At 68.9% G+C, this 24,130-nt stretch carries 28 protein-coding genes; 12 read left to right on the top strand and 16 right to left on the bottom strand.

Annotation, left to right across the window (positions count from 1 at the left end; genetic code table 11):
- Positions 1–5: 5 nt before the first annotated feature.
- Both ABZW11_RS03490 and ABZW11_RS03495 read left to right on the top strand, forming a co-directional pair.
- Entirely contained in the window at positions 6–128 is a 123-nt protein-coding gene (locus tag ABZW11_RS03490; protein WP_355412180.1) for a hypothetical protein, read from the top strand.
- Between the two features lie 202 nt (positions 129–330).
- Positions 331–495 carry a hypothetical protein gene (locus ABZW11_RS03495; protein WP_355412182.1) on the top strand — a complete coding sequence of 55 codons (165 nt, stop codon included), beginning with the start codon at positions 331–333 and terminating at the stop codon, positions 493–495.
- Positions 496–522: 27 nt separating this feature from the next.
- On the opposite strand, the gene ABZW11_RS03500 is transcribed toward ABZW11_RS03495, so the two are convergent.
- A complete protein-coding gene (locus ABZW11_RS03500) occupies positions 523–957 on the bottom strand; it encodes a hypothetical protein (protein WP_355412184.1) in 435 nt (144 codons plus the stop codon).
- Positions 958–1,036: 79 nt separating this feature from the next.
- Between ABZW11_RS03500 and ABZW11_RS03505 the strand changes: the two genes are divergently transcribed.
- Positions 1,037–1,549 carry a helix-turn-helix domain-containing protein gene (locus tag ABZW11_RS03505; protein ID WP_355412186.1) on the top strand — a complete coding sequence of 171 codons (513 nt, stop codon included), beginning with the start codon at positions 1,037–1,039 and terminating at the stop codon, positions 1,547–1,549.
- A 142-nt stretch (positions 1,550–1,691) separates the two neighbouring features.
- Here the strand turns inward: ABZW11_RS03505 and ABZW11_RS03510 are convergent, their stop codons facing one another.
- Positions 1,692–2,039 (bottom strand): hypothetical protein, encoded by a 348-nt coding sequence (locus tag ABZW11_RS03510; protein ID WP_355412188.1) that lies wholly within the window; start codon positions 2,037–2,039, stop codon positions 1,692–1,694.
- 67 nt (positions 2,040–2,106) lie between these two features.
- Positions 2,107–2,334, bottom strand: coding sequence for a hypothetical protein (locus ABZW11_RS03515; RefSeq protein WP_355412190.1), 228 nt, complete (start codon positions 2,332–2,334; stop codon positions 2,107–2,109).
- 635 nt (positions 2,335–2,969) lie between these two features.
- On the opposite strand from ABZW11_RS03515, the gene ABZW11_RS03520 reads away from it, so the two are divergent.
- On the top strand, positions 2,970–3,641 hold the full coding sequence (locus ABZW11_RS03520) for an enoyl-CoA hydratase-related protein (protein WP_355412192.1): 672 nt from the start codon (positions 2,970–2,972) through the stop codon (positions 3,639–3,641).
- 680 nt (positions 3,642–4,321) lie between these two features.
- Here ABZW11_RS03520 and ABZW11_RS03525 read toward each other — a convergent pair.
- Entirely contained in the window at positions 4,322–4,447 is a 126-nt protein-coding gene (locus ABZW11_RS03525) for a hypothetical protein (protein ID WP_355412194.1), read from the bottom strand.
- Positions 4,448–5,038: 591 nt separating this feature from the next.
- Here ABZW11_RS03525 and ABZW11_RS03530 point away from each other — a divergent pair.
- Positions 5,039–5,437 (top strand): MerR family transcriptional regulator, encoded by a 399-nt coding sequence (locus tag ABZW11_RS03530; protein WP_355412196.1) that lies wholly within the window; start codon positions 5,039–5,041, stop codon positions 5,435–5,437.
- 351 nt (positions 5,438–5,788) lie between these two features.
- Here the strand turns inward: ABZW11_RS03530 and ABZW11_RS03535 are convergent, their stop codons facing one another.
- From ABZW11_RS03535 to ABZW11_RS03550, 4 genes are all read right to left on the bottom strand, one after another.
- Entirely contained in the window at positions 5,789–6,256 is a 468-nt protein-coding gene (locus tag ABZW11_RS03535; RefSeq protein WP_355412198.1) for a redoxin domain-containing protein, read from the bottom strand.
- A 45-nt stretch (positions 6,257–6,301) separates the two neighbouring features.
- Positions 6,302–6,865: an RNA polymerase sigma factor gene (locus ABZW11_RS03540; RefSeq protein WP_355412200.1), complete on the bottom strand. Its 564-nt coding sequence runs from the start codon at positions 6,863–6,865 to the stop codon at positions 6,302–6,304.
- Positions 6,866–7,067: 202 nt separating this feature from the next.
- Positions 7,068–7,739: a response regulator transcription factor gene (locus ABZW11_RS03545; RefSeq protein ID WP_355412202.1), complete on the bottom strand. Its 672-nt coding sequence runs from the start codon at positions 7,737–7,739 to the stop codon at positions 7,068–7,070.
- The gene (locus ABZW11_RS03550) at positions 7,736–8,911 is read right to left on the bottom strand and encodes a histidine kinase (RefSeq protein WP_355412204.1); all 1,176 of its coding nucleotides are present in this window, start codon (positions 8,909–8,911) and stop codon (positions 7,736–7,738) included. Before ABZW11_RS03550 ends, ABZW11_RS03545 begins: the two co-directional genes overlap by 4 nt.
- A gap of 188 nt (positions 8,912–9,099) precedes the next feature.
- Here ABZW11_RS03550 and ABZW11_RS03555 point away from each other — a divergent pair, with 188 nt between their 5' ends.
- Together ABZW11_RS03555 and ABZW11_RS03560 are read left to right on the top strand one after the other, a co-directional pair.
- On the top strand, positions 9,100–10,656 hold the full coding sequence (locus ABZW11_RS03555) for an alpha/beta hydrolase (RefSeq protein WP_355412206.1): 1,557 nt from the start codon (positions 9,100–9,102) through the stop codon (positions 10,654–10,656).
- Between the two features lie 121 nt (positions 10,657–10,777).
- Positions 10,778–11,698 (top strand): type II CAAX endopeptidase family protein, encoded by a 921-nt coding sequence (locus ABZW11_RS03560; protein ID WP_355412208.1) that lies wholly within the window; start codon positions 10,778–10,780, stop codon positions 11,696–11,698.
- Here the strand turns inward: ABZW11_RS03560 and ABZW11_RS03565 are convergent.
- From ABZW11_RS03565 to ABZW11_RS03595, 7 genes are all read right to left on the bottom strand, one after another.
- Complete coding sequence (locus ABZW11_RS03565) at positions 11,665–12,018, bottom strand: DUF6461 domain-containing protein (protein WP_355412210.1); 354 nt, start codon at positions 12,016–12,018, stop codon at positions 11,665–11,667. The genes ABZW11_RS03560 and ABZW11_RS03565 overlap by 34 nt on opposite strands.
- A gap of 119 nt (positions 12,019–12,137) precedes the next feature.
- A complete protein-coding gene (locus tag ABZW11_RS03570) occupies positions 12,138–12,554 on the bottom strand; it encodes a hypothetical protein (RefSeq protein ID WP_355412212.1) in 417 nt (138 codons plus the stop codon).
- A 94-nt stretch (positions 12,555–12,648) separates the two neighbouring features.
- A complete protein-coding gene (locus tag ABZW11_RS03575; protein ID WP_355412214.1) occupies positions 12,649–13,848 on the bottom strand; it encodes a fumarylacetoacetate hydrolase family protein in 1,200 nt (399 codons plus the stop codon).
- Entirely contained in the window at positions 13,845–15,026 is a 1,182-nt protein-coding gene (locus tag ABZW11_RS03580; protein WP_355412216.1) for a mandelate racemase/muconate lactonizing enzyme family protein, read from the bottom strand. The genes ABZW11_RS03575 and ABZW11_RS03580 overlap by 4 nt, the downstream gene beginning before the upstream one ends.
- A 7-nt stretch (positions 15,027–15,033) precedes the next feature.
- Entirely contained in the window at positions 15,034–15,864 is an 831-nt protein-coding gene (locus tag ABZW11_RS03585) for a carbohydrate ABC transporter permease (RefSeq protein WP_355412218.1), read from the bottom strand.
- Positions 15,864–16,808: a sugar ABC transporter permease gene (locus ABZW11_RS03590; RefSeq protein WP_355412220.1), complete on the bottom strand. Its 945-nt coding sequence runs from the start codon at positions 16,806–16,808 to the stop codon at positions 15,864–15,866. The genes ABZW11_RS03585 and ABZW11_RS03590 overlap by 1 nt, the downstream gene beginning before the upstream one ends.
- 64 nt (positions 16,809–16,872) lie before the next feature.
- The gene (locus tag ABZW11_RS03595; RefSeq protein WP_355412222.1) at positions 16,873–18,123 is read right to left on the bottom strand and encodes a sugar ABC transporter substrate-binding protein; all 1,251 of its coding nucleotides are present in this window, start codon (positions 18,121–18,123) and stop codon (positions 16,873–16,875) included.
- A gap of 135 nt (positions 18,124–18,258) precedes the next feature.
- Between ABZW11_RS03595 and ABZW11_RS03600 the strand changes: the two genes are divergently transcribed.
- The 5 genes from ABZW11_RS03600 to ABZW11_RS03620 all read left to right on the top strand — a co-directional run bounded on the left by ABZW11_RS03600 (position 18,259) and on the right by ABZW11_RS03620 (position 23,325).
- Positions 18,259–19,032, top strand: coding sequence for an IclR family transcriptional regulator (locus tag ABZW11_RS03600; protein WP_355412224.1), 774 nt, complete (start codon positions 18,259–18,261; stop codon positions 19,030–19,032).
- 369 nt (positions 19,033–19,401) lie between these two features.
- A complete protein-coding gene (locus ABZW11_RS03605; protein ID WP_355412226.1) occupies positions 19,402–20,814 on the top strand; it encodes a glutamate decarboxylase in 1,413 nt (470 codons plus the stop codon).
- A 5-nt stretch (positions 20,815–20,819) separates the two neighbouring features.
- Positions 20,820–21,995, top strand: a complete 1,176-nt coding sequence (locus ABZW11_RS03610; RefSeq protein WP_355412228.1) for a cytochrome P450 — start codon at positions 20,820–20,822, stop codon at positions 21,993–21,995.
- A gap of 59 nt (positions 21,996–22,054) precedes the next feature.
- The gene (locus ABZW11_RS03615) at positions 22,055–22,318 is read left to right on the top strand and encodes a hypothetical protein (protein WP_355412230.1); all 264 of its coding nucleotides are present in this window, start codon (positions 22,055–22,057) and stop codon (positions 22,316–22,318) included.
- A 116-nt stretch (positions 22,319–22,434) separates the two neighbouring features.
- On the top strand, positions 22,435–23,325 hold the full coding sequence (locus ABZW11_RS03620) for a YihY/virulence factor BrkB family protein (RefSeq protein WP_355412232.1): 891 nt from the start codon (positions 22,435–22,437) through the stop codon (positions 23,323–23,325).
- On the opposite strand, the gene ABZW11_RS03625 is transcribed toward ABZW11_RS03620, so the two are convergent.
- Complete coding sequence (locus ABZW11_RS03625; protein WP_355412234.1) at positions 23,306–24,082, bottom strand: hypothetical protein; 777 nt, start codon at positions 24,080–24,082, stop codon at positions 23,306–23,308. The genes ABZW11_RS03620 and ABZW11_RS03625 overlap by 20 nt on opposite strands.
- Positions 24,083–24,130 lie beyond the last annotated feature (48 nt).

The following is a 24,130-nucleotide window of genomic DNA, read 5'->3' on the forward strand; positions in this document are numbered from 1 at the left end:
CCGGGGTGGAGCTGGACTACCCGTTCCTGGACGCCAGCCGCTTCAAGATGCACGACGGCAGCCGGGCCGAGCCGATCCTGCCGCTGGCCGAACCTGGTGCCGCCGATTTCGGCCACCAGGTCCAGTGACTGACGCTCTGCGGTCCAGACGCCATCGACGGGCCGGGCCACCAGTGGAGATGCTGGTCCGCCGGGACGACCAGGGCCAGGCGATGGTCATGTCGGTCGTCGCCATCGCCCGCGGCGGCTCCCGACAGCGGCTCGCCAAGACGCCGCCATGGAGCACCGCCGCGGGCCTGCGTGAGCCGGAGCACAGCATCGACTGGCGGCGGTGCTCGACCGAAGCGGGCTCGGCTGGGGCGACGCCCATGTCGCCATGCTGGCCGACACTACCGACTGCCTCGTCCTCACCCTTGACGGCTCGCACTGGGCCGCGGCCGCACACGCCCTCGACGAGCCGCTGCACGTCATCGAGATCTCTGAGCCTCGGGCCTGACGCCGGGGCAGCTCGCCCGACCGCCTGTCAGCCGCTGGTCACGAAGGCTGCGATGTCCTCGATACGCACGATCTGACCGGCTGCGCCCCAGTTGCCCTCGGGGATCTCGTTGATGTGCACCCATGCGGTGGTGGGCTCGGCGAACCTGTCCGGATCAGTGTCGGCTTCGGCGAGCACGCACGTGACGCGCTGGACAATGTCGCGGCGTTTGTCGTCGTTCATCGAGCCGGCGGGGACTCCGACGCGTACCACGTATCTCGGCTTCTCGCCAGCTGGCAGCTGCCGGCCGCCCACGAACCAGGCGTCGGTCTCGTTGACCACCAGCCAGGAGATGGCTTTGGCCGTCTCGGTGTCAGGGGCGCCTTCGGCGACCATCACCTCCGACACCAGTCGCCCGCCGATCCTTTCGCGCTGCTCCTGATCGAGCGAGCCCTTGGGGATGAACAGTTCCACGAACGGCATAAGTGAGTCCTTTCATTAAACCTGCATGGCCTCACCGTACGACGGTGAGTTCAATGAAGCAACCCTTTACACTGGCGTCATGCAACGCACCAGCTTCGCGCAGATGCACTGCTCGATCGGGCAGTCCCTCGAGCGCGTCGGCGAGTGGTGGACGCCGCTCATCGTGCGCGACATCTACCTCGGCCTGCGTCGGTTCGACGACATCGCGGAGAACCTCGGCATCGCGCGCAACCTGCTCACCCGGCGGCTCCAGGGGCTGGTCGCCGACGGCATCGTGGAGCGCCGGGCCTACCAGGAGCGGCCATTGCGGCACGAGTACCACCTCACCGAGGCCGGCCGTGAACTCGTACCGGTGCTGATGGCGCTGATGGCCTGGGGTGACAGGTGGGCGACCCCGGAGGGTGGCCGGCCGGTGCGTCTGGTGCACGACGGGTGCGGGACGGAATTCACGCCGCAGGTCTGCTGCTCGACCTGCGGGGAGCCGGTCACCGCGGCCAATGTGACGGCGCTGCCCGGCCCGGGCGCCGCCTACGGCCCGGGGACCCGGGTACTGGCCAGGCGCAGTGGCATCGCGCCCGAGGAGGAAGCCTGAGCCGGCGCCGAACTCGTGCTGCCGCTCCCGTGCCCATCGCTCCGGCCGGGGTCCAGGGCGATCCTCTCCCCGCCGTACGTGCGGCTCGTCCAGGCGTGGAAGCGGCCCAGCCAGCTGCGGCGCGCGCTGGGGAGCACCCCGTTCATCGGGGCCACGTCCGCGCCGGTGAGCACTCGCGCTCTCCCCCAGCAGGAACGACCAGTGGTCCGGGAAGACCTTGCGCATGTTGCGCCTGAGGAAGGCCGAACACCGCGATGCCGCTGCCGGAGCAGACGACGATGTGTCCGGTCTCGTCCACGGCGATGGCCGTCACGGCGTCAGGGAGGTACAGGCGGGGGCCGATACGCCGCCGGCTGGTCAGGTCCCATACCTCCACCCCGCGGCCGTCGGCGGTGACGGCGACCGGGTGACCGCGCACCGAGACTGCGGTGAGCGCCCGCACGTCGACGGCCGGTAGGTCACCAAGGTGCCGGCCGGTGCGCAGCTCCACAGCTGCACCGGCAGCTCCTCATCCCAGTTCCGGTGCTCGCTCGTGGTGAGGGAGACCGGCTGACGGCCTACCACGGCGGTGGCGAACCGCCGCACGGGCCGTGCTGCAGGGGGGAGATGACACTGACGCGCCGGTTGGTGGCCAGTTCCCGGATCTGGAGGCCGCCATGGAAGGACCCGGCCACGGAGACCGGTGTGCCGTCGATCACCGCGGTGTCGACCGCGCGGACCCAGCGGCGGTGACTGACGCCGGGCGCGCCGATCTGCTCGCCGGTGGTGAGGTCCCACACTCGCACGGTCTCGTCGTTGCCGGCGGTCACGGCCAGGGGCCGGCCGGTGACGGACGTGGCAGCGATCGAGCTGACGGCGGCGGTGTGGCGGCGCCTTCCCAGGCGACGACGCCGGCCTGGAGCGCCTCTTCACGATCACGTTGGGAGGACCGGGAGACCAGCCCGTCTCGGCGTTCACGACGCCGGCACTGGCGCAGCCGCCGACATACGGCCTGACGTGGAAGGAACCATGGCGATTCCGACGGCGGCCTCGACCGGCTGATGATCTACCGGATCAACAGCTCCCGCCGCCAACTGCCCACCATCGACCTCGGGTGAGCCCTGATCGCCCATCGTGGCGGGAGACGCGAGCCCACGCCTGACAGCGCAGGGCAGGGCGGTCATGGCGTGGGGCGTCGGGCGGGACGGCGCCCGTGCCCGCCAACCTGCACCGTCGCAGCGGCGTCGCACCCGCGGCTACCGCCGGGCGTTGCGGCAGTACCCCGGGTCCGGGGCGGTGAGCCGCGGTCCGCGGCCGCGTGATCGCCCCCCACACTCGGCTGCGAGAGCCCGACTGGGATTTTCCAGTCACGCGACAGATGCCGCCGCGAGCCGGTTGCGGCATGGTGGGGGGAAACGCGCAAGACACTAGGGGACCGGCCATGCCTTCGATGATCCGCCAGGATGACGTCTACATCCTTGATCTGGGCGACACCGAGAACCGCTTCAATCCTGACTGGATCCACTCGGTCAACACGCTGCTGGACCAAGTGGAGAACGACACCGGACCCAAGTCCCTGGTCACCACGGCCACCGGGAAGTTCTATTCCAACGGCCTGGATCTCGACTGGATGCTCGCGAACGAAGATCAGGCCGAGCGCGTCCTGCTGGACGCCCATGAGCTGCTGGCCCGCATGTTGACCATGCCTGTGGTCACGGTGGCGGCGATACAGGGGCACGCCTTCGCCGCCGGCGCGATGTTCTCGCTGGCGCACGATTTCCGTGTGATGCGCCGTGACCGCGGGTATTGGTGCCTGCCCGAAGCTGATCTCAACCTTCCCTTCACCGACGGCATGTCGGCGCTCATCCACTCCAGGCTCACGCCTCAGGTGGCTCATGAGGCGATGGTGACCGCCCGGCGTTACGGCGGGTACGACGCGGCAGGTTCGGCGATCGTCGACCGGGCGGCCGCAGCCGAGGAGGTGCGGGACATGGCCGTCGCATGGGCGCGGCACGAGGTGGACAAAACCGGGGACACTCTGAGAACCATCAAGACGCGCTTGTACGCGTCCGTGCTGGAGGCTCTGCGCCAGCCACATGCTTCACCGGCATGATCACCTCGAGGACGACTGCGGGGCAGAGGTGACAACGTCGATACCGCAAAATTCGCCCCGAATCGAGCGCGGGCGGAGAAGCAGGGGGCTTGACATGTGCGAGGATCTCTCTTCGAGTGCCGCGGGCCGGCAGAGAGACGGTCGGGAAACGAGCGCGCCGCTGGCTGGGCTTGACCATGTGGACCGGGGCCGCGCTGGTGGACTGTCGCGGCGACCGAGGACGTGTTCCCGCGCTGCTGCACGGAGTGGGTGGGACCTCGGCCCATCGACCCGGCACAGGAGCGGGATCGAACGTCCTTGAGCTGGAGAAGCGGCTGGTCATCGTCTGCGACGTACTCGCCTGCTTCTGCAGGTGGACGCCACCGCACCGGCGGTGCCGTTCCTCGTGCGGCTGGCCCAGGATCCGCGGGCCTTGCGCCGCAAGGTCGCTGTCGACGTGCTCCTGGCCATCGCCAGGCCGTCGACGAGAGCCCGGCTGTCACCGTCGAGGACGGCGACCCGTATCGGGTTGCCCGATCGGCTGCCCAAGCTCTGGCGCGTACCCGTCCGGTGGGCTGGTTCGTGGTGCTCGACGAAGCGCCCCGCTGGGACGCCCGTGTGAAGATCCTAGAGTTGCCGGCCATCATGCACCGGTGCGGCGAGGTCCACATGCCGGGCCGGCGGCCGTCGTGGCGCGCGGCTCACCCCCGCAGGTCCATCACCGGGCACACCGCCGAATGCCACACCACGATCACCAGCCCATCTCCCCGCCCCTGATCGATCCCTCGATCTTTGCTGCCATCTTGACCCTGGTCGTGCTCGCTCATCGCCATCACTCACCCCTGGCCCGGCCCGCTTCTCGCGTCGATCGTGTGGCGGGAGAGCAACTTCGTACCTGACACGCTCAAGAAAATCTGTAGTCGCAACTGTAGAAATTCGTGCGGTGGGGAGCTAGAGTTTCTTACGTCGCAAGAGACGGATCCACGAGGGCAGCGCAGGACGAGCACCACGACGGTCTGCCCGGACGGACGTGGACGCAGGAGTGCAGAACGAAGTGCAGGCAGAAGGTCGGATCGCCGGGGCCGGCGCAGTTGAACAGGGCCCGGGTGATGGACGCGCTGCCGTTGCGCGAAGCCGACACCAGAGGTCGGGGTGTCGAGGTACGGATACATCAGAAGGGAGTGTTGAACGCCATCAGGATCGCCCGTCGCCGGCTGGAGAATGCCGCACGGGTACCGCAGCTCCACGAACAGGACGGTGGTCTACGGTCACGCTTACGCGATCCTCGCATCCCGCCCCATCGAGCGGCCAGATGCGGAACAAGTGGACCGGCCAGCAGGCCGGTCGATGGTGTTAAACCTCATGCGGGCCCCGGCGCATCAAGGCGCCGGGGCCCCTGTCTGCATTCGGAAGGTTGCATGAATCGAACACCCCAGGCATCGACCACCATCTCCAGGCGGGAGCAGCCCCACCCAACCAGCGCTCACCCGGCCGGCCAGTCAGCCGAAGCGGCCAGTAGCCTCGGGCAGCGCCTCGACGATGAGGACTACCCCGCCTACAGCATGGGCCGGGCCGCCGAGATCCTCGGCGTCACCCCGGCGTTCCTGCGCAGCCTCGGCGCCGCCAAGCTGATCGAGCCGCTACGCAGCGAGGGCGGCCACCGCCGCTTCTCCCGCTACCAACTTCGCCTGGCCGCCCGTGCCCGCGAACTCGCCGACGCCGGCACCCCGCTGGAGGCGGCCTGCCGCATCATCATCCTGGAAGACCAGCTCGCCGAGGCACTGCGCATCAACGAAGAACTCCGCCAGCGCCACTGACCGCTCCTGACCCTCGGCCGCACCCGGGGGCATCAGGACCGGCAGCCCACCACAGCCCGTGACGGCGAGGCCCGTGCGGCGCCGGCCGTCGAAGCTCACCGTCCCTTCTCCCAGAAAAAACGTCCCGGGACCGAGGACCACCGTTCCGCCGAGCGCTTCACCGTCTCCATCGCCGCGCACGAGGACCACATCGCGGCGCGCGCGGCCGGCGCACACGACTACCCATTCGCCGGCCTGCTGCACCGCCAGGTCAAAGACCTCTGGGAGGTCGCCCCGTCCAAAAGCGTGGATCCGCCATCAACTTCCCGAGTATTTGGCCGGCCATGCTTTGAGGAAGTTCCGCGACCAGAGCTAAGGGTGAGCGCGGAGACCCTGGACGGCGGCGATGATCCCCTTCCTGTCGTAGGCACTCGTGGGGAGGGTGGCGCCGTGGACGTGGCGGATGACGTTCCGGATGTCGACGAGGAGGTCGCCTGACTGCTGCATCGAGCCGAAGAGCCTCCTGCTCAGGCCGACCATCTCGTGCGGGGTGCCGCGCCGCCCGGTGAGGACGGGGAACGGGATCTGGCGCCTGGCCTTCCACGCCGCCGCTTCCTGACGATCCTCCGGGACCGCGACGAACACCCGCACGTGGCCGGCCACGAACTCGTCGCGGCTCCGGGCGAGATCCTGGACGTGCCTGTTGCAGACCGGGCACGACGTCGACCGCATGAAGTAGATCAGCACGGCGTTCTTGCCCTGATGGTCGGACAGCCTGAAAGCCTGGCCGTCGGTGTCCTCGAGCACCATGTCAGGCGCAGGCGATCCGGTCATGAGCATGGCGAAACTCCCTTGTGACGAACGGAAAACAGCGGACGGCTCACATCAGGCAGGGCCGGTCGTGTCGCCCAGGCTGAGCCGGAGCCTCGTGCGGGCCCGGTGGAGATGGGATTTCATCGCGGCGTTGCTCAGGCCGAGTGTCGCCGCCGTCCTCCGGCCCGGATGCCCCAGCACATCCCGCATGATCAGAACCCGGCGCTGGACGTCCGGCAACTCCTTGATCGCCTGAGCAACGCGCTCGGCTTCCAGCCGCCGGATGACCTCGTCCTCGGCGGACGTCACCGCATCGGCGCCGGCCTCCTCGTCGCGGTCGAACAGCAGTCGCGCGCGGCGCAGGCACTCGTTCTTGACGATGCGGAACATCCACGAGGCCAGCGCCCCGGTGGCGCGCAGCGTGCCGATCTTCAGGTACAGGGTGATCAGTGCTTCCTGCGCGGCGTCCTCGGCGTCCTGCGGGGACGCGCACAGACGCTGCGCGAAGCGCCGCACGTGGGCATGGGCCCCGTCGACCACCGCGGTGATCGACTGCCGGTCGCCGGCCTGTGCGGCCTCGATGAGCTGCGCGCTCGCCCACGTGCGGTCAGCCGCCGGCGTCACGACGTCATCCATGCCCGATTCCTCTCCGATGTGGCCATCACCTCATAAGAGTCCGCCGCCTCGCGAAAGGATTCACCGGCGGGACGAGATTTCTCAGGGTTCTTCGACCCACCCGCCGCAACCGCGCCGCGCACGCCTTCCAGCCCCGGGCGCCCTACCACGCCACCACCCCATCCGACCTGCACCTTATCGGTGTTGAAGGGCCTTGCCGGTTTCAGCGGTCGTCGTCGGCGAAGCCTGTGCGGTAGGCGAAGACCACGGCCTGGACGCGGTCGCGCAGGTCCAGTTTGGTGAGGATCCGGGAGACGTAGGTTCGGACGGTCTCGAAGCTGATGACCAGTTCCGCGGCTATCTCGGCGTTGGAGAGGCCGCGGGCGATCAGCCGCAGTACCTCGCGTTCGCGGGGAGCCAGGACGGCCAGCGGATCCTCGTCGGGGGTGGGGGCGGCCGGGCGGAGGCGGTCGGCGAAGCGACCGATCAGGGTACGGGTCACGGTGGGGGACAGCAGGGACTCTCCGCGGGCGACGGTGCGGACGCCGTTCACCAGCTCCAGTAGAGGGGCGTCCTTCAGAAGGAAGCCGCTGGCTCCGGCACGCAGGGCTTCGTAGACGTACTTGTCCACGTTGAACGTGGTCACCACCAGTACCTTCGGCGGCGCCACGACTCCGGGGCCGGCGATGCGCCTCGTCACCTCGATGCCGTCCATCAGCGGCATGTGGATGTCCATGATCACCACGTCGGGCTGCAGGCTGGTGACCGCCTCGACCGCGGCCGGGCCGTCGGCGGCCACGCCGACCACCGCCATGTCCGGCTGCGCGTCGAACGCCGTCTGGTAGCCGGTACGGACGACCTCCTGGTCCTCGCAGATCACGACACGGATGGTCATTCGGCACCGCCCACGGGGATCGACGCGGAGACCCGGAAACCACCGTCCGGCTGCTCGCCTGCGGCCAGCGCGCCACCCAGCACGCCGATCCGCTCGCGCAGACCGGCCAGGCCGCGCCCGCCGGAGAGGCTGCTTCTCGCGTCGACGGGGACCGCGGCGGCGGCGTTCGACACCTCGACCTCCACCCGGTCGTCCCGGTAGCCGATGCGAACGGTGGTGGGGCGGCCTTCGGCGTACTTGACGGCGTTCGTCAGGCCCTCCTGGACCACCCGGTACACGGCCAGCCCCACGACGGCCGGAAGCGAGGGCTGGTCGCCGTCCTCCACCAGCTCGATCGGCTGGCCGCCGCTTCGGGTCTGTTCGACCAGGTCTCGCACGCTGCCCACGACGGGGGTGGCCGACTCTCCGGTCGCCTCCAGCACGTCCAGCAGAGACCGCAGTTCGGCCAGGGCTCGGCGGCCGGCGCCGCCGATCGTGGACAGCGCCGCGACCACCTGCTCCGGCGAGGTGGCCACGAACTGCGTGGCGTCGGCCTGCACGACGATGCCGGTGACGTGGTGGGTCACCACGTCGTGCAGCTCCCGCGCGATGCGCGCCCGCTCCGCGGCGGCCGCGGCCTCGGCGGCGAGCCTGCGTCGCTCGGCCTCCTGGAGCCGCTGCCCGCGTACGAAGGCGCCGACCAGCCAGCACGCGGCGAAAAGCAGGTAGAAGATCAGGAAGTCGCTCTGCAGAAGCGGTGAGCCGAGCAGGACTATGGCCACGCACAGCGCGACGTACGCGGCCGACGCCACGGCGGCGATGACGCGCCGGAATCGCTCCTGGTGCGCGCCCACGGAGTACAGCGCGATGTACACCGTCACGGTGCCGAACTGCATCGGGTAGCCGAGCGTCTCGTGGAGCACGAAAGCCGTGCCGCTGATCGCCAGACACGCGGCGGGCCATCGGGTCCGCACGGCCAGAGGCACCGTCTGGGCCAGGATCAGGACGATCTGGAACGCGTCGGCCGGACGTCCTGACCGGTCGCCGAACTCGACGCTCATGATCGACAGCGCCGGCACGAATGCCAGCCCGGTGCACACGACGGCCAGCCATCGGTCCCACACCGCGGCGTCGTGGACGCGCCGCAGCTCCCGCAACCTCCGCAACCGGTCGCTGGCACAGGTCCCCGACATAGGTCAGAGCCTAGCGATACCTGATCCCGATGTTGCCGCGCTTGTCCCTCATGTGAGCTACACGCAATGTCCGCAACACAGTGATTCGGGACAGGGCCGTCCACTCCTACCTTTCTCATCAGCGGCCGGCAACCACGGTCGACCGCGACGCCAGATCGCGGCACATCGGTGATTCGGAGGACAGCACCATGGGAAACACCATCCGCGTACGCGTCGCCGCCGCCGGCGCCCTGACCGCGGTCGCGGCAACGGGGGCCGTGATCGGCGGCCGACCGGCCGAGGCCAGGGCCGTGGCGACCGCCGGTCACGTCCAGACCTCGATCAAGTGGGGCGCGTGCCCGGAACCCGCGCCGGGCGCCGGACGAGACCCCAGGCAAACCTGCGGCACGGTCAAGGTGCCTCTGGACTACCGCCGCCCCGGCGGAGAGACCATCACCGTCGCGGTCTCCAGGATCGCCACCGCCAAGCCCGGCAAGAAGCGCGGCGACCTGCTGTTCAACCCGGGCGGTCCGGGACTGCAGGGCCTGGACATGCCCGGCCAGATGGCACTCACGCTCCCCAAAGGGGTGCGGGACTCCTACGATCTGATCGGGTTCGACGCGCGCGGCGTCGGCCACAGCACCCCGATGAGCTGCGGTCTGTCCGGCAGCAGCCTGCTCACCGTTTTCCCCTACCCCGGCGCCGGCGGCTCGATCGAGGGCAACGTCACCACCGCGCGCGCCGTCGCCCGGCAGTGCGCCACGATCGGTGGCAAGCTTCGCTTCTTCAACAGCGCGAACACAGCGCGCGACATGGATCGCATCCGCCAGGCGCTCGGAGCGCGGAAGATCTCCTACTGGGGTCAGTCCTTCGGCACCTACCTCGGCGCGGTCTACGCCTCACTGTTCCCCCGCAACACCGACCGGATGGTGCTGGAGGGCAACGTCGACCCGGCCAAGGTGTGGGCGAAGATGCTGAACACCTGGAACGAGGGCATGAACGACCGGTTCCCGGACGCCGCCCGCGTGGCCGCGGCGAACGACGCCGACCTCGGGCTGGGCGGCACCGCCGACGAGGTCACCGACACCTTCCTCGCGCTGGCCGACCGTCTCGACCGCGAGCCGGCCACGATGCCGGGCACGTCGGTGGCCATCAGCGGTGCGCTGCTACGCGGCGTCACATACCAGATGTTGCAGCGCAACGAGATGCTCGCCCCGCTCACCCGGTTCTGGAAGGCGGCGGCCGACCTGTCCGCCGGCAAGGCCCCGGCGGACGCGGACGTCGCCGTGCTCCGGCAGGTTCTCGCCGACACCCCGGCTGCGAAGGGCGTGCCGGCGGACAACCAGGCCACCATGGTCCTGGCCATGCTCTGCGGGGACACCACCTGGTCGCGAAAGGTGGACTCCTACGCCGACGCCACCGCGGCCGCCCGCGCGAAGTACCCGCTGAGCGCGGGCATGCCCAACAACATCCTGCCGTGCGCGTTCTGGTCGCAGAAGCCGATCGAGCCGGTGGTCAAGATCACCTCGCGCGGTGCGCGTACCATCCTGATCCTGCAGAACCGCCGCGACAACGCCACACCGTGGGCAGCGGGCCGGGGAATGCGCAGGGCCCTGGGTGACCGCGCCGGCTTCCTCGGCGTCGAGCACGGCGGTCACTTCGTCTACGGCACCGGATCGACCTGCGCCGACAAGGCCACCGCCGCGTTCCTGATCAAGGGAACCCTGCCGGCCAAGGATGTCTCCTGCGACGGCCCCCGGCCCTGACCGTCGTGCTATGGGCGCTGTTGGCGATTCAAAGGCCGTGCGGCGCGGCTCAAGCGGCTCTTTCCGCCGCGGAGGACACCGCGGAGGACACCGCGGAAACTCACTCGAAAGGATCACGATCGTGGCGTCTCCGGAGCAACCGGAAAATACCCTCCCGCAGGCCGGCTCCACCACGGGCCGCGGCCGATTGCGCAGGGTCCGGTTCCCCGTCCTGCTGATCACGTTGTTCGGTGTGATGGTGGTGGCGGGCGGGATCACCCAACTCGTCCTGCCTGTACCGATCCTCGCCCTGCCGGTGGGGGTCGGCCTGGCCATCGCCGCTCTGACCTGCTACCGCTGGTTGTGCCGGGTCGTCGAGCTCCGCCCGGACATCCCCGAACTCGGCAGGACGGGACGATGGTCCCAGCTGCGGCGCGGAACCCTGATCGGGCTCGGCATGTTCGCCGGGTTGATGACGCTGATCGCGGTGTTCGGTGGCTGGCAGGGGGTGTCCTGGGGTTCCGTCGGCGGGTTCCTCGGCGCCGCGGGCCTGATGGCGAGCGTCGCCGTCACCGAAGAACTGCTGTTCCGCGGGGTGGTGTTCCGCATCATGGAGGAACGTGCCGGAACGGTGATCGCCCTAGTCGTATCCGGGGTGCTGTTCGGTGCGATGCACCTGATCAACGCCAACGCCACCCTGTGGGGTGCGTCCGCGATCGCCTTGACGGCCGGAGTCATGCTGGCCGCCGCCTACATCGCGACCCGCTCGCTGTGGCTGCCCATCGGCCTGCACTTCGCCTGGAACTTCACCCAAGCCGGGATCTTCGGTGTCACGGTCTCCGGATCGGCCGTACAGTCCGAGGGCCTGCTGAACGTCACGCTGTCCGGCCCATCCGCACTGACCGGCGGCGCCTTCGGCCCCGAGGCCAGCCTTTTCGCACTGCTGATCTGCATGGTGCCCACGATCCTGCTGCTGCGGCGGGCCGCCCGCACCGGCCAGATACGGCCTCGCGCGCACCGCGCCGTTGCTCAACGGGATCGAGGCGCCAGGCCGCACAGATAAGTGGACCCCTCCAGCGACTGTGGCGTCAGCTTGACTCCGGTGAGGTGCTCGGCCAGGGCGAATGCCGCCTTGTCGTGGATGCCGCGATCGATGTCGTCGCCGAGGTCGAAGCCGACTTGTCGCATCGTCTCCACGAGTTCGTCCGGGGCGCTGCCGTGGCGGAGGGAGGGGAAAAGCGGGTCGAAGGAGAGGCGGATCTCCCCGTCCTCCACCCAGTGGAAGCAGCCCACTGCGTTGACGTTACGGGAATGGGAAACGAGCCGCGTACCGGCCGACAACGGCACGATGGCCTTCCTGTTCACGCCGAGATGCCCGTTCACCTCGACGAGGAGAACCCAATCCCCGAGGGAGGCGGCTCCGAAGAGGTGGCCGTCCCAGGTGCCGAGTGGGCCAGGACCGGAGTAGGAGGCATCCTCTCAGCCGTGCACCGTGTGGTCCCCTATCGGCCGCCGGTGAAGGCGGTGGCGGGGACGAACAGCTCGTGCCCGGTGCCGAAGCGGACCCGTACGCCTTCCGGAGTCCACTGTGTGGACTGCACCGGCGTGTCGGCGATGCCAGGGAGGTCGACGTCGACGAAGTGGCCGTAGCGCAGCGACGGATCGCGTCCCGCGTACAGGCGATAGGAGTCCTCCACCAGCGAGTGATCGCGGATGAGCGCTATCACGTGCGAGGAGTCGTCGTCGTACGCGACCGTGCCCGGCTGCTTGTCGGTGTAGAGGGTCTGCTGGGCGGGCCAGCGCATGGCGATCACCGCCCCTGCGCACAACACGACGCCCACGATCAGGCCGATCAGCAGGGGGCCGAGCCGTCCCGGCCGACGCGCGGCGCCGGACGGCGCGGGGGTGTGGACCGTCATGCTCACCTCTCCATCAGAGACGTGACGACCCTTCCAGGCCCGCCTTTCACTCTCCTTTCTCGCCGCTTGAAGGACGCCCCGGGCAGGGCAGTGCTCACAGAAGTCCTCTCTCGTGGAGATTTCCCATGAGGTCACGGGTCCCGAAGCTCCAAGGCGCACAGTCCTCGGCGTGCTGGACGCGGTTGACCAGGGTGCCGAGTGCGGGAGAGCTGATCCTCACCACATCTCCGGTCTTGTGCGTGAACCCCTCGCCCGGGTGGTCGCGGTCCTGGATGGGGGCGAACATCGTGCCGAGCATGAGGACCGCGCCGTCGGGATAGTGATGGTGCGGGCCGATCAGCTGCCGCACCAGCGCTTCCGGATCGCGTGAGATCCGCGACATCTCCGAGACCGCCTCAAGGCGGAAGCCGTCCTCGCCTTCGAGGTCCAGCCGCACCGCGAGGCCGCGTACGTGGTCCAGGTCGAACCGCTCGTCGAAGAGCCGGATGAGGGGGCCGAGTGCGCAGGACGCGTTGTTGTCCTTCGCCATCGGCAGCAGGAGCGCGGATCGGCCTTCCACGTCCCGGAGGTTGACGTCGTTGCCGAGCGTCGCCCCCACGATCCGGCCACTCGACTGGACGATGAGTGACACCTCGGGCTCAGGGTTGTTCCACGTCGAGGCGGCGAGCACCCCGACAGGCGTCGCGGTTCCCATGGCGGACAGGATCTGGCCCTTGGTGAAGATCTCGGCATCGGGGCCGATCCCGACCTCCAGGTACTGGCTCCACATGCCTTCGGCGACGAGCAGGGTCTTCAGCCGCGCCGCCTCCTCGGAACCTGGCGAGATGTCCTGAAGGTCGGCGCCGACGCCGGTGAGCATCCGGTGGCGGATGTCCGCCGCGAGTGCCATGTCGCCGCCGGCCCGTTCTTCGATGACGCGCTCGATCATCGAGACGGCGAAGGTCACCCCGGCGGCCTTGAGCGCCTGGAGGTCGACCGGTGCGAGCAGCCAGGGCCGGGTACGGTCGCGGGCAGGGGAGCCGGTATTGGCGAGCACGTCCTCGAAGGCGCCGACGTGCCGGCCGTCCAGCCCGGAGACCACGGCAGCCGGTTCCGGCAGCTCGCAGATGTCGCGGACCGTCGGGAACTCCGCGCTGATGTCAATGACCTCTCCGTCGCGGACCACCACGGGTGACGGCCCTTCGACGAGAGGATCCCAGATCCGGCCGATCAGGACGGCGTCCGCGGCATCGTCCGGCAGCGCGTCCGCGGCCGTCCCGAACCAGGCGGGCTCAGCGGACGATGACAGGCTCATTCGCCGTCTCCCAGGTTGAAGAAGGACCGCTCGTCGGGGGGGCGGATGTCGAAGACGGCGTCCTGGAACAACCGCATGGGGTGGGGTGTGAAGGGATGCCGTGCGATCGCCTCAAGGTCGAGCTCGATGCCGAGACCGGGCCCGGTCGGGATGAGGACGTCGCCCTCCTCCGTCAGCACGAGTCCCTCGTTGGTGACCTCCGGGCGCCATGGGACGTCCGTGGCCATGATCTCCAGGTAGCGGAAGTTGGGCAGGGCGGCCCCGAGCTGCAGCGTCGCCGCCGTGCTCAGCGGTCCGCTGGGATTGTGCGGCGCGAACCCGACGTAGCTGGTCGCGGCGAGCGTCGAGATGAAGGCCAGCTCGGCGATGCCGCCGGCGTGCGTCACGTCAGGCTGGACGTAGTCGACCGCCTGGCGGGCGAGCGCCGGCGCGAAACCCTGCCGCCCGAACCATCGCTCCCCCGCGGCGATGGGCACCGGCGACGCCCGGCGGATGTCGACGAGGGCGTCGAGGTTGTCCGGCGGGCAGGGCTCCTCGAAGAACACCGGATCGAACTGCGCGATCTCCCGCGCGATCTTGATGGCGTGAGAGACGTCGAACCGGCCGTGGCCCTCGATGAACAGCTCGACGTCGGGCCCGACGGCGGAGCGGACGGCGTCGATCTGCGCGAGCACGCGGTCCATCTGCCGGGAGGTGATCGTGAGGTCGAAGTTCTCGAAGGGATCCCACTTGAGACCGCGAAAGCCGCTGTCGACGGTCTTCCTCGCGGCGGCCGCGTACTCCTCGGGCGTGGCGGCTCCGGAGAACCAGCCGTTGGCGTACGCGCGCACCCGGTCGCGGGTGGCGCCGCCGAGCAGGCGGGAGACCGGGACGCCGAGCTCTCGTGCCGAGATGTCCCACAGCGCCATCTCGAACGAGCTCAGCGCGGTCATGATGACGGGGCCGCCTCGCCAGTACCAGTCCCTGGCCAGCTCGTACAGGATGCCGGAGATGCGCGTGGGGTCCAGCCCGGTCACGGCCTCGGCCAGTTCGGTGACGGCGCCCTGGACGGCGCGTTCCTTGCCTTCCAGGGTCGCTTCGCCCAGCCCGACGATTCCTTCGTCCGTCGAGACGCGGACGATCACGAGATTGGTGCGGTAGAAGTCGACGACGAGAGTGTCGACCGAGGTGATCTTCACGTGCGGCTCAGCCCTTCACGGCGCCGGCGGTCATGCCGGCGACCACATACTTCTGGACGAACAGATAGAAGACGACGGCCGGCGCCGTGAACAGGAACGAGACCGCCATGACCGTCTGGATGGGCGTGCCGAGCTCGCCGATGAAGTTGGCGATGCCGACCGATGCCGGCTGCGTCCCGGGAGTGAAGATGAACGTCACGGCGAAGACGTACTCGTTCCAGGCGTGGAAGAACGCGATGACCGCGCTGGCGGCGAGCGAGGGGGCGATCAGCGGCACGTTGATGCGGGTGAGCACGGTGAGCGGTCGTGCTCCGTCGACCCGCGCGGACTCCTCGATCTCACGGGGCAGGCCGTCGAAGGCGCCCTTGAGGATGAGGGCGACGATCGGCAGGACGAAGGCGGAGTTGACCAGGATGAGCCCGCCGAGCGAGTCGAGGAGGTCGAACCGCCGGAAGAGCGCGAACAGCGGCACGACCATGAGCGCCTCGGGAAGCATCTGCGTGAACAGCAGCACGACGGTCATGAGGACCTTGCCCCGGAACGAGAAGCGCGACAGGGCGTAGCCGAGCGGGATGCCGAGACCGATCGAGAGGATCGTCGTGCCCGCGGCGATCACCAGACTGTTGCGCAGCCAGGTCGCCGCCTTGCCTTCGGCCAGCGCGTCGATGAAGACGCCGAACTGGGAGAAGTCGGGGACGAGCCGGGCCTCGGCGGCGAAGAGCTCCGAATCGCCGGACAGCGCGGTGACGAACATCCAGTACAGCGGGAAGACGGCGATCCCGAGCACGACGAGAACACCGACGATCCGCAGGGTCAGACCGATGCGGGGCAGCCTCATCAGCCGGCCTCCCTTTCAGCGGCGCGGGCGACGAACCGGCTGCCGGCGATGACGATGAGCGAGATGATCACACCGACCATGCCGACCGCCGCCGCCGAGCCGAGTTGCTTGGAGTCGAAGGCCTGCGAGTAGAGGTCGATGACCAGCGTCTGGGTCGCGCCGACCGGTCCGCCCTTCGTCATGAGCCAGATGAGCTCGAATCGCCGCAGCGACCAGATCGTCATGAGGACGGCGAGCAGACCGACGGTCGGCTTGATGGACTGCCAGGTGACGGCGCGGAAGGTCGACCATCGTCCCGCGCCGTCCATCATCGCGGCCTCGGTGAGGTGCGACGGGACGGCCTGCAGCGCGGACAGCAGGACCACCGAGGTGAACGGGAACAACTGCCAGATGGTCGTGACGAGGATGGCCGGGAGGGCGTATCGCGGGCTGTCGAGGATCGCGCCGCCGGGGACGCCGAGGCCGACCGCGTCAAGGATGCGGTTCACGATGCCGTAGTCCGGGTTGAGCATCCAGATCGCGATGAGCGCGACCGCGATGCCGGGCGCCGCCCACGGAATGGTCACCAGTGCCCGCGCCAGCCCCCGGCCGCGGAAGCCCTTGTTGAGCAACAGGGCGACTCCGAGCCCGGTTCCCACGGCGGCGACGACGCACACGACGACGTAGACGAGGGTGATGAGGAGGGTACGGCGGAACTCCGCGTCGCCGAAGATGCGGGTGTAGTTGTCGAGCCCCACCCAGGTGCTGTGTGTGGGGTTCAGCAATGAGGTTCGCGTGAAGCTCAGAAAGACTTCCTGCGCCAGCGGAACGACCTGGAAGATCAGGATGAAGAGGGCTGCGGGGGCCAGGAAGAAGTAGGGCGTCCACTTGCTCCCCAGGGGGCTGCCTCGACGCCGGGTCCCGGTTCGAGGCCCTGGAAGCTGCTGCTGTTCCAGCGCGGTCATCGAATGTGGTCCTTAGAGAATAGGACGCCGCCGGCGGGAGGGGCTCGCCGGCGGTGTCGTCCGGTCAGCCGACCTGCTGGGTCGCCTGCTGCTGAGCGCGGTCCAGTGCGGTCTTGAGGTCGACCGTGCCTTGGAGCGCCGCGATCACGTTCTGCACGACGATCTTCCGGATGTCCGGCGTCTGCGCCTCGAATCCCTGGACGATCTGCGGCAGGCTCGTCTCGGTGAGGTCGTCGAAGACGGTCAGGAACGGCGTCTCCTTGAGCTGCTCAGGGCTTCGCTTGGTGACCGTCGCCACGCTGCTGGCGCCGAGGATCTCCTGCAGCTTGACCTGGTTCTCCGGCTCGAGCGTCCACTTGATGAAGGTCGCCGCCGCCTCCTTGGCCGGGCTCGCCTCGTTGATCACGATGGGGGCGAGGATCGCGCCCTGCTTGCGGACCGGGAACGGGATGGGCGCGACGTTGAAGTTCAGATCGGCGTTCTGGCCGCGGGTCGCCGTCACGTAGCCGCCGTTGTTGAGCTCCATGCCGACCTTGCCCTCGGCGAACATGCGCCGGAACGTCGCCGCGTCCGTGCCGCGCGGGATCACCTTGGCGTCGTACAGGTCCTTGAACGCCTGCAGGCCCTTGAGGTTCGCGGGCGAGTTGATCGTCAGCTTCTGGCCGTCCGACCACGCGCCGCCGAAGCCGTAGACGTAGTTGAAGATGTCCTGCCACACACCGGCTTCCTCGGCCTCCGTCTGGCGGAACGCCAGGCCGTAGGTGTCGCCCTTGGTCAGCGACTTGGCCGTCTTGACGAACTCCTCATAGGTCGTGGGCGGCTTCTTGATCAGGTCGGCGTTGTAGAACATCGCGTAGTTCGACGCCTCGAAGATGATCCCGTGACGCCGGCCGTCATGGAGCATGAACTGGTCCGGCTGCTTGATCAGGTCGTACTTGCTGACGTCGATGAGGTCGTCGAGCGGTGCGATGAGGCCCGCATCCGCGGCGGCCTCGAACTCCGGCATGTCGAAGCGGATCAGATCGGGCCCTTTTCCGCTGCCCATCTGGGTCAGGACGGTCTGGCCGAAGGTCGGGTACGGCACCGCAGCGGCAGAGACCTGAATCTTGTTCTGGCTCTTGTTGAACTCCTCGAGCCACTTCGTGAGGAGCGGGCCTCGGCCGGGGTCGCCGAGGGTCGAGGCGGCGAACGTCAGCTTGGTCACGCCGCCTTCGGTGGATCCGCCGTCCGAGCCGCAGCCGGTCAAGAGGGCGGCGGCCATACAGGTGACGCCGGCCGCCGCGACCATGCTCCGGCCAACGCGATGCAGCCTCATTTGTACTCCAGAGTGATGACTCGTTACTTCCTGTCGGAATTGCAACGATCGTAGCGACATGTGCAACGGTGTCAAGTAGCGATTGCGCTGGTCATGCGCTACATTGCAACATACGCAACGCGAAGGAGGCGTCAGGTGGGGCAATCGATCCAGCGCGCGATCGACCTGATCCGCTTGGCCGCGGAGCATCCACTGACCCTCGCCGAGGCCGCGGACGTGCTCGGCGTCCACAAGTCCACGGCCCTCCGCATCCTCCAGACGCTGGAGAACGCACGGTTCGTGCGCAAGACGGGAGCGGGGACGTACGTGTTCGGCAGCGGGCTCATCGAGCTGTCGGAGCTCGCGCTCGGCTCCATGGACCTACGTCAGTTCGCATCCCCGCACCTGCGTGCGCTCCAGCGGCAGACGGGCCATACCGTGCACCTGGCACAGCTGACCGGCGATGAGATCATCTACGTCGACAAGGTGGACAGCGCCGCGTTCGCCGCGGTGAAGCTGCCGTCACGGATCGGCCGCGCCGTCTCGATCTACGCGAGCGCGGTGGGCAAGGTCATCCTCGCCCACCTCTCCCAGGAGGAACGCGACCGCCTGCTCTCGCACGTCACCTTCGAGCGGTACACCAGCACCACCCTCGCCGACCGCGAATCCCTTGAGGCCGAGCTCACCCGCGTCGCCGAACGCGGCTGGGCCGTCGACGACGGCGAGCACGACGCCTATGTCATGTGCGTCGCCGCACCGATCAGGGATTCGCGCGGACAGGTCATCGCGGCCGTCTCCGTGACCGCGATCGAGGTGATCGCGACTTTGGAGCAACTGAAGGAGAAGCTGCCGCTCCTGCTGGAGACCTCTGCGCTGATCTCTCAGGAACTCGGGTTCACCTCCCAGCCCTCGCCTGCGCCGACGAGCTGAGACGTGCGGAGTCCGCGGTCAGGTAGGAAGGTCATCCGCTCGGAGCGGGCCGGTCGCGCTCAGGGCGTTGCCTGGTCCGAGGTGCGGACGAACGGCTCCAGCAGGCCCGTGCGGAGGCCCAGACGGTCTGCAGGTCGGTGCCGGACTCGATCAGCCGAGACCCGGCGAACACGATGGCGTTGAGGGGATTTCACGGATCCGACGCCCTAGTTACCGACGCGTCGTCGGCAAGAGACCAACATGGCGTCGGGAAAACGAAATTCGACGTGTCCGCCACGAGAGACGCCGTAGCCCCGGCATTGACTCCTCGTAAAGACATGCCTACCGTGAGTGATTGACGCGGCAAAGATCTCTCGAGGGGTGGCACTCATGCTCAGACGAGTCGAATCCGACCGGTGGCAAGAATCACTCGACGTCAACCCCCTTTACAACGGGCTGGTGCCGGAAGGCGGTGTGCCGCGGTTCAAGATGCCGGCCGGCCCGATGAGTCCGACAGCGGCCCAGGCGCTCATCCGCGACGAACTTCTGCTCGACGGCAACGCCCGGCTCAACCTGGCCACCTTCTGCACGACCTGGATGGAGCCCCAGGCCCGCGAGCTCATCGCAGAAACCCTCGACCGCAACCTCGTCGACCACGACCAGTACCCGCAGACGGCCGACATCGAGGCGCGCTGCGTCAACATGCTCGATCACCTGTGGGGCGACCCGAACGGCGTCAGCGTCGGCTGCTCCACGGGCGGCTCCAGCGAGGCGGCCATGCTCGGCGCGCTGGCGATGAAGTTCCAATGGCGCGAGCGGCGCAGGGCGGCCGGGCTGCCCACCACCAACCCCAACCTCGTGATGGGCACCGCCGTCCACACCTGCTGGCCGAAGTTCTGCCAGTACTGGGACGTCGAGCCGCGCTGGATACCGATCGAGGAGCCGGCCTTCACCCTGAACCCGGCCCGGCTCGGCGAGTTCTGTGACGACAACACCATCGGCGTCATCGGCGTGCTCGGCTCCACGCAATGCGGCAAGTACGACCCGATCGAGCAGATGTCGGCCGAGCTGGACCGGCTGGAGGCCGAGCGCGGGCTGAGAATACCGCTGCACGTGGACGCGGCCGTGGGCGGCTTCATCACCCCGTTCCTGGAGCCCGACATGGTGTGGGACTTCCGGCTTCCCCGGGTGCAGTCGATCAACACATCGGGGCACAAGTTCGGCCTGGTCTACCCCGGCGTCGGCTGGATCGTCTGGCAGGAGCCGGACGCCCTGCCGCAGGACCTGGTGCTCTCCTGCGACCTGCTCGGCGGCACCATGGACACCTTCACGCTCAACTTCTCCCGCTCCGGCGCCCCGGTCGTCGCGCAGTACTACAACTTCCTGCGGCTCGGCTTCGAGGGCTACCAGGCCGTCCAGCAGACCTGCCGGGACGTGGCGACCTACCTCGGCGCGGAGATCGCGAAGCTTCCCGAGCTCTCGCTCATCGCCGACGGCTCCGAGCTCCCCGTGCTCGCCCTGCGGACCGCCCCCGGCTTCGACGGTTTCACCGTCTTCGACCTGGCCGCCCGGCTGAAGATGCACGGCTGGCAGGCCCCGACGTACTATCTGCCGCCTGACCTGGAGCACATAGCCGTCATCCGCTTCGTCATCCGCAACGGCTTCAGCCAGGACACCGCCGCCAAATTGCTGGCGAACATCCGCACCGAGGTCGAGTATCTGCGCGGCAATCCGGTTCCGCGCCCTCGCCTCGGCGGCGATGAGGCGTCCGCCGAGCAGCCGGGTGTGCCGACGGGAGGGTGACGTCGGTGAACGACTTCGCCGGGTCCATCACCTTCGACCAGCTCGGCAGTGACCCCTATCCGATCTTCGCCAGGCTGCGCCGCGAAGCGCCGGTCGTCCTGCTGCCGAAGCTCGACCTGTGGATGGTCACCCGCTGGGATGACGTGCGCAAGGTTCTCAGTGCCTACGAGTCGTTCACCAGCGCCTTCCCTTCGCTGGCCACGCAGATATTCGGGGAAGGATCCGTCCTCAGGGCCGAGGGCGACGCTCACGCCGATCTGCGAGCCGCCGTCGACACGCGATTCGCCCACGAACTCATCGAACGGGCCGCCACACTCACCCGCGAAGCGGCACGGCCGTACGCCGCCGGGCTCAGTAGCCGGGACGAGCTGATGTCCGGCTACTTCGAACCCGCCGCGAGCACCGCCCTCGCCCGTTTCATCGGCCTGCGGGACGCGGACACCGACACGCTCATCCGCTGGGCCCGCGACCTCAGCGCCGGGATGAGCAACTTCATGGCGGATCCGGGCGTACACGAACGGGCGTTGGCCGCCGCCACCGAGATCCGCCGGACGATCGAGCCCTGCGCCGGCAAGGCCGCGGACCGGCCCGACGGCTCGGTCCTGTCACAGCTGCTCCACAGCGGCTGCCCGCCCGATACCGTCCGATCCGCCGAGAACGTCATGCCCACCTTCATCGAGATCCTCTCGGCGTTCCTGGAACCGGCGGCCGGCGCCGGGCTCACCCTGCTCGCGCTGCTCCAGCACCCCACGCAGCTGCGGGCCGTACGCGATGACCCGCGCCTGATCCGCGGGGCCGTCCACGAAACGCTGCGCTGGCTGTCACCGAACGGCGCGCTCACCCGCCGCGCGACCAGAGACGTGCTCCTCGCCGGACAGATCATCCCCGCCGGAGCGACCGTCATGGCGGTCATCGCCTCGGCGGGCCGGGACGAGAGCATCTTCACCGACCCCGACACCTTCGACATCAACCGGGACCCCTTCCCCAACCTGGGCCTCGGCTACTCCCGCCACGCCTGCCTCGCCGCCCCGGTCGTCGGCGGCATCATCGCGGCCCTGCTGGACGTGCTGCTCCAGCAACACCCCCGGCTCTCCCTGGACCCCGGACGGCCGCATGACCTGCACGGCTGGAAGTTCCGCGTGCTGACGAACCTGCATGTCCGCATCGGCGACCGTAGGTAGACAGGTCTTCCTGCAGATCACGGGGTGTCGTTGCGGGGAGTGTCCATGTGGGTGAGGAGGTGGAGAAAGTCGACCTCCACTCCCTCCACCACGCCTACTGCCGGTTCTTCTCCCGTGCCGTCCGGGAGGACGGGCGGTGGAAGCTGCTGAGCTTCGAGGTCCTGCTGGAACGCGACGAACTGCGGCCCGTCTACGCGGGCGAGCCGCTCCCGGTGGACGCCGCCCGGCTCGCCGGGCTCCGCGATCGGCGCTCCTGCCCCTGGCCGACTCCAGCGTCCGTCAAGGCACCACTGATCCTGGCGGAGCTAAAGTCAGCCTTATGACACCATTCATGCGTGCACCGTACTGACCGGCTCTCCGCCCGCCGCCGTGTCGGTCCCGGCTGCCGCGATCGTCGCGGTGCTCATGACCTCCGCACGCCGGCGTACCGGACCTCGCCATGAGCGCCCGCCACTGGCTCGGCCGGATGGCGGAGGGCTGGAAGAGCGCGAGGAGCCGGCACGGCTGGCTGGATCACACGGCACGCGCCCTGATCCGCTACGACCAGGTCGACGCGGGCCGGCTGTCGGCGGCCCTCACCTATTACGCCTTCTTCGCGACTTTCGCCCTCGGCCTGCTGGGGTTCGCCATCCTCGGCCGGGTCCTGCACTCGCCGGCGGCGCTGGCCCAGGTGCAGCTCTACCTGAGCGACACCTTCCCGCGCCTGGACGTCCAGGCGCTGCGCGACGCCGGTGACACCGCCGGGCTCGTGGCCTGCGTGGCCCTCCCCCTGGCGGGCCTGTTCTGGATGGACACGCTCCGCTCGGCGACCAGGGCGATCTGGCGGCTGGAGGAGTATCCGGGCGGCTTCTTCCTGCGTCAGCTCATCGACCTGGGCATCGTGGCGGGGCTCGGGCTCCTGCTCGCGCTGTCGCTCGCCGTCGCCTTCTCCGCCGAATGGCTGCTGACCTGGGTCGCGGGCCACACCGTGGGCGTGCGGGCCGCCCCTGTCCAGTGGATGCTGCCGGTGGCGGCGTTCGTGCTGGGCATCGGGGTCAACACGGTGCTGGCCATCGCGCTGCTGACCGCGCCGCCACGGCTGCACCTGTCGCCCCGGCGGGTGATCGTGCCTGCGCTGGTCATCACGATCGGCCTGGAGATCCTCAAGACGCTCGGCCAGGCCGTGCTCAACCTCACGGCCGCCAATCCCGCGTACCAGGTGGTCACGGGAGCGGTCGCGATGCTGCTCTTCCTCAAGGTGCTCAACCAGCTCATTCTCTTCGCCACCGCCCTGGTGGCCACCAGCACCACCGGAGACGTCAAGGACCTGGCTACCGGCCGCCGTTCTTGAGCGGCGTCCGGGCGGTGGGCAGGACGACCTGGCCGGTGACGAACTCGCTCCACAGGCCGAAGGTCAGCCGGTCGCCCGGCTTGGCGGTGGTTTCGGCGAAACCGACCGTGCGGCCCTGGTGCCGGCGCGTCGCGCCGAAGGAGAGCTGGAAGCGGATCGTGCCCGCGCGGTCCTGCGGGGGCACGGACGTGGGTGGCAGGATCTCGTCCAGTGCCCACCGGTAGTCCTTGCGGTACGGGTCCGCGACCCGTTCCAAGGTCTGCTCCAGGACCACGCCCGAGCCGGTCAGCACCACCAGCACCCCTGGCGACCGCCCCACCCGCGTGTTGAAGGCCAGCACCTCCTGCGACTGCCCGTCCGCGGACGTCCCGAGCCCGCCACCGATCCGCGACCCCGCCGGGCACGCCCGCGCCCCCCGCTCCTCGATCACGGTACGCGCACATGTGGGAAAGGCTTCCGGATTGAAGCGCACCGACCGGTCGAACAGGAACACGAACCGCCGCGCCCCGGCAGGAACCTCCCCTGTCTCGGCCCGGCTGCTCCGGTCGAAGGCGATCGTCACGCTGCGGCCGGCCCCGCGGGTCGCGGTCACCGACAACGAGTCGATGTTCTTCGTGCCCTCGACGTCGGGCTCGTACGGACGCTGCGGCCCGCCGGGGGCGGGATCGGGCGGTGCGGGGCTCGCGACCGCCGGTGGGGTGAGCACGGACAGGCAGGTGACCACGGCCGCCGCGGTCAGAACGGTCTTCAGCTTCACGACGCTCCCAGATGTGGATCAACGAGGTACAGATCACCACGTAACCAA

This window comes from Nonomuraea sp. NPDC004580 (genome assembly GCF_040609855.1).
GTDB classification, from domain to species: domain Bacteria; phylum Actinomycetota; class Actinomycetes; order Streptosporangiales; family Streptosporangiaceae; genus Nonomuraea; species Nonomuraea salmonea.

What these genes read in the sequence shown, in the direction of transcription:
- ABZW11_RS03500 (WP_355412184.1), bottom strand. Translation starts at nt 957, where the DNA reads ATGCCGTTCGTGGAACTGTTCATCCCCAAGGGCTCGCTCGATCAGGAG.
- ABZW11_RS03505 (WP_355412186.1), top strand. Translation starts at nt 1,037, where the DNA reads ATGCAACGCACCAGCTTCGCGCAGATGCACTGCTCGATCGGGCAGTCC.
- ABZW11_RS03520 (WP_355412192.1), top strand. Translation starts at nt 2,970, where the DNA reads ATGCCTTCGATGATCCGCCAGGATGACGTCTACATCCTTGATCTGGGC.
- ABZW11_RS03525 (WP_355412194.1), bottom strand. Translation starts at nt 4,447, where the DNA reads ATGAGCGAGCACGACCAGGGTCAAGATGGCAGCAAAGATCGAGGGATC.
- ABZW11_RS03530 (WP_355412196.1), top strand. Translation starts at nt 5,039, where the DNA reads ATGAATCGAACACCCCAGGCATCGACCACCATCTCCAGGCGGGAGCAG.
- ABZW11_RS03535 (WP_355412198.1), bottom strand. Translation starts at nt 6,256, where the DNA reads ATGCTCATGACCGGATCGCCTGCGCCTGACATGGTGCTCGAGGACACC.
- ABZW11_RS03540 (WP_355412200.1), bottom strand. Translation starts at nt 6,865, where the DNA reads ATGGATGACGTCGTGACGCCGGCGGCTGACCGCACGTGGGCGAGCGCG.
- ABZW11_RS03545 (WP_355412202.1), bottom strand. Translation starts at nt 7,739, where the DNA reads ATGACCATCCGTGTCGTGATCTGCGAGGACCAGGAGGTCGTCCGTACC.
- ABZW11_RS03550 (WP_355412204.1), bottom strand. Translation starts at nt 8,911, where the DNA reads ATGTCGGGGACCTGTGCCAGCGACCGGTTGCGGAGGTTGCGGGAGCTG.
- ABZW11_RS03555 (WP_355412206.1), top strand. Translation starts at nt 9,100, where the DNA reads ATGGGAAACACCATCCGCGTACGCGTCGCCGCCGCCGGCGCCCTGACC.
- ABZW11_RS03570 (WP_355412212.1), bottom strand. Translation starts at nt 12,554, where the DNA reads ATGACGGTCCACACCCCCGCGCCGTCCGGCGCCGCGCGTCGGCCGGGA.
- ABZW11_RS03575 (WP_355412214.1), bottom strand. Translation starts at nt 13,848, where the DNA reads ATGAGCCTGTCATCGTCCGCTGAGCCCGCCTGGTTCGGGACGGCCGCG.
- ABZW11_RS03585 (WP_355412218.1), bottom strand. Translation starts at nt 15,864, where the DNA reads ATGAGGCTGCCCCGCATCGGTCTGACCCTGCGGATCGTCGGTGTTCTC.
- ABZW11_RS03590 (WP_355412220.1), bottom strand. Translation starts at nt 16,808, where the DNA reads ATGACCGCGCTGGAACAGCAGCAGCTTCCAGGGCCTCGAACCGGGACC.
- ABZW11_RS03595 (WP_355412222.1), bottom strand. Translation starts at nt 18,123, where the DNA reads ATGAGGCTGCATCGCGTTGGCCGGAGCATGGTCGCGGCGGCCGGCGTC.
- ABZW11_RS03605 (WP_355412226.1), top strand. Translation starts at nt 19,402, where the DNA reads ATGCTCAGACGAGTCGAATCCGACCGGTGGCAAGAATCACTCGACGTC.
- ABZW11_RS03620 (WP_355412232.1), top strand. Translation starts at nt 22,435, where the DNA reads ATGAGCGCCCGCCACTGGCTCGGCCGGATGGCGGAGGGCTGGAAGAGC.